This window comes from Microcystis sp. M53603_WE2 (assembly GCF_030065435.1).
In genome coordinates, this window is the sequence record NZ_JASJFF010000449.1 from 1 (window position 1) to 2,425 (window position 2,425).

A 2,425-nucleotide genomic window follows, 5' to 3' on the forward strand; every position below is an offset into this window, starting at 1 on the left:
AGCTCAGCATCCCTATAAAACTCAAATCTTGGACTTCCATTCCTGCAAAACCCAATGGGCAACTCGTTCACTCTATTTTGAGGGACAGAAGCGAAATCAATTCTGTATCCTACACTACCGTTTGAATTTGGAATTGCTGGATGCTTTCTCACGAGTGCGGGTTCATTTTCTAGGTTGACTTCGGCTTCCTTACCAGCATTTATTGAGATGTTGCAGGAATAGATGTCCCAAAAACCCTTATTCATAAAATCTCCACAGGAGAACTACAGGTATTCAACCTCAAAACTAAGCACTGCCAACCCATTGAAGAACTGATGCAAAAATATAGAGATTTGCCAATGGACTTAGCCGATGCTTCGTTAGTAGTGTTAGCTGAAACAATTAAGGAGAACAGAATATTAACCACAGATAGGCGAGATTTTAGTGTTTATCGTTGGCTAAATAATCAAACATTTGATATTCTAATTTAACAGTCCGTAGTCCGTAGATTGAACCCTCGGAACGAAACCCAACACCCAACACCTAAATCTGTCTGAATGGGCGATCGCCGCTTTGGTAGGCTGCATTAACGAAGTGTAAGGCGGCAATCTCGCTGCCAACCCTGATAATAAAGCTGATCGTGGCTTGGGAGCAATTCAGTTATGATAGGGGTCAACTTAATATCTTTAGCAACGCAGAATGAGGATTTCACCATGAAGATTCCATATACATATTGGAAAGAATCAGATGGGATGTTCTTGGGCTATTTGAATGAATTTCCAGATCATTGGACCCAAGGTGTTGACTTAGAAGAATTAATCGGAAACTTGGTCGATCTCTACAAAACATTTACTACTGAAGAAATCCCCGGAATCAAGAGAGTTGCAGAGTTTGAACTCCCATGAAAAGACATGATTTAATTGCACAATTAGAGCAAGCGGGCTGCTATTTGATTAGACGTGGAGGGAAACACGATATTTACCATAATCCAGATACTGGAAAAACAGAACCAATTCCCAGACATCGAGAAATTAATGAGCGATTGGCTAAAAAGATTATCAAAAGTCTTACAGGCGACAGATAAATTCACAGTGCCAATTAGGGTCTGCTGAAAAAGTTTTTCGTGGGGCAGGGCTGAGTGCCTGACACAAGTGTCGGAAACCCTTGAAATAGCGTGGAAAGAGAAAAAGGTAGCAGGATATGGAATGCTGAGATTAACAGAACATCAGCGAACCTCCCATGTCAACCACTACCAGTCTCTATGCTCAACTACTTTCTTTACTGTGTCAACACAGCCAATGGCGAGACCTGCGACACCTCAAGGCATTAGCCTGGATGGTCACAGCAGTAATCTGTAGCGGGAAATTAAGCCTGCCAATGTGGGAGTCCTACGTCCCTAGTCGTGCAACACAGGCACAAAGCACCGAACGCAGATGGCAGAGATTTATGGGCAATCATCGAATTCGGGTCAAATCCCTGTATATTCCTCTGGTGCTAGCCGCCATCAGTAGCTGGAAAGGCAATCGACTTTACTTGGCATTAGATACAACTGTATTGTGGAATCGCTATTGTATGATTCATCTGTCGATAGTCTGTTGCGGTCGTGCAGTCCCCCTGTTATGGCGAGTGCTAGACCATCCGAGTGCCACCGTCGCAGTGAACACCTACAAACCGATGCTGCGCTTGGCTCAGCGATTGTTGAAGGATTATCCCGATGTCATGCTCTTAGCCGACCGAGGGTTTGCCAATCATGGCTTGCTCAGTTGGCGGCAAGTCAGTGGATGGCATTACTGCTTACGTTTACCCGGCGACGTTCTGGTTCATGGGGTTCGGCGACATCCTATCGAAGTCAAATATCTCTGGCCTGCCAAAGGAGAAGCCATTCTTTACGATCAGGTCGGTCTGTGGACAGACGGCATCTATCGATGCAATCTTGTTCTGGCAAGGGTCACGGGAGTCAAAGAACCTTGGGCTGTCATTACTGACGAAACCCCCTCTCTGAACACTTTATGGCAGTACGCCTTGCGCTTTCGGGTCGAGGAGTTATTTTTAGATTCAAAATCCGGTGCTTTTCAACTTGAAGACTCCGCTATCCGTTCTGCTCCTGCTTTGACCCGTCTGTATTTGGTCCCAGCCCTTGCTCTTCTTTATGCCACTACTCACGGTATGGCCGTTCAACTCAATGGTCTTCGCTCTCAGGTTGACCCCCATTGGACGCGGGGTCTCAGCTATCTCAAAATTGGTCTTCGTTGGCTCCAGGGCGTTGTCCACAAGGGCCGCTCTTTGCTTTCTCCTATCCCTTTGTTCCACTCTGACCCAGAACCCTGTTTCTCTTCTAAGAACGCTCTCTCCGATTACTATGACCGAATATGGTTTTCCCGTGTTCACTCTTTGCTCTGTCGTCCTTGACCTGCTACCCCTGACACAAGATGTGTCAGGCACTCAG

4 protein-coding genes and 1 pseudogene are annotated in these 2,425 nt (G+C 45.9%); 4 read left to right on the top strand and 1 reads right to left on the bottom strand.

The window, feature by feature from the left end; genetic code table 11:
• A partial coding sequence (locus tag PX481_RS09445) for a hypothetical protein (RefSeq protein WP_288094473.1) occupies positions 1-245 on the bottom strand: 245 nt, incomplete at its 3' end.
• Between PX481_RS09445 and PX481_RS09450 the strand changes: the two are divergent.
• From PX481_RS09450 to PX481_RS09465, 4 genes and pseudogenes are all read left to right on the top strand, one after another.
• Positions 216-470, top strand: a pseudogene (locus tag PX481_RS09450) (PIN domain-containing protein); the annotation flags it as partial. The gene PX481_RS09445 and the pseudogene PX481_RS09450 overlap by 30 nt on opposite strands.
• A 222-nt stretch (positions 471-692) precedes the next feature.
• Entirely contained in the window at positions 693-884 is a 192-nt protein-coding gene (locus PX481_RS09455; protein WP_043999154.1) for a hypothetical protein, read from the top strand.
• Positions 881-1,063 (top strand): type II toxin-antitoxin system HicA family toxin, encoded by a 183-nt coding sequence (locus tag PX481_RS09460; protein ID WP_012267861.1) that lies wholly within the window; start codon positions 881-883, stop codon positions 1,061-1,063. Before PX481_RS09455 ends, PX481_RS09460 begins: the two co-directional genes overlap by 4 nt.
• A gap of 155 nt (positions 1,064-1,218) precedes the next feature.
• Entirely contained in the window at positions 1,219-2,388 is a 1,170-nt protein-coding gene (locus PX481_RS09465) for a transposase (RefSeq protein ID WP_288094474.1), read from the top strand.
• Positions 2,389-2,425: the final 37 nt, after the last annotated feature.

Bases quoted from the DNA above. Each gene is read 5' to 3' on its own strand.
- PX481_RS09465 (WP_288094474.1), top strand. From the start codon at position 1,219: ATGTCAACCACTACCAGTCTCTATGCTCAACTACTTTCTTTACTGTGT.
- PX481_RS09455 (WP_043999154.1), top strand. From the start codon at position 693: ATGAAGATTCCATATACATATTGGAAAGAATCAGATGGGATGTTCTTG.
- PX481_RS09460 (WP_012267861.1), top strand. From the start codon at position 881: ATGAAAAGACATGATTTAATTGCACAATTAGAGCAAGCGGGCTGCTAT.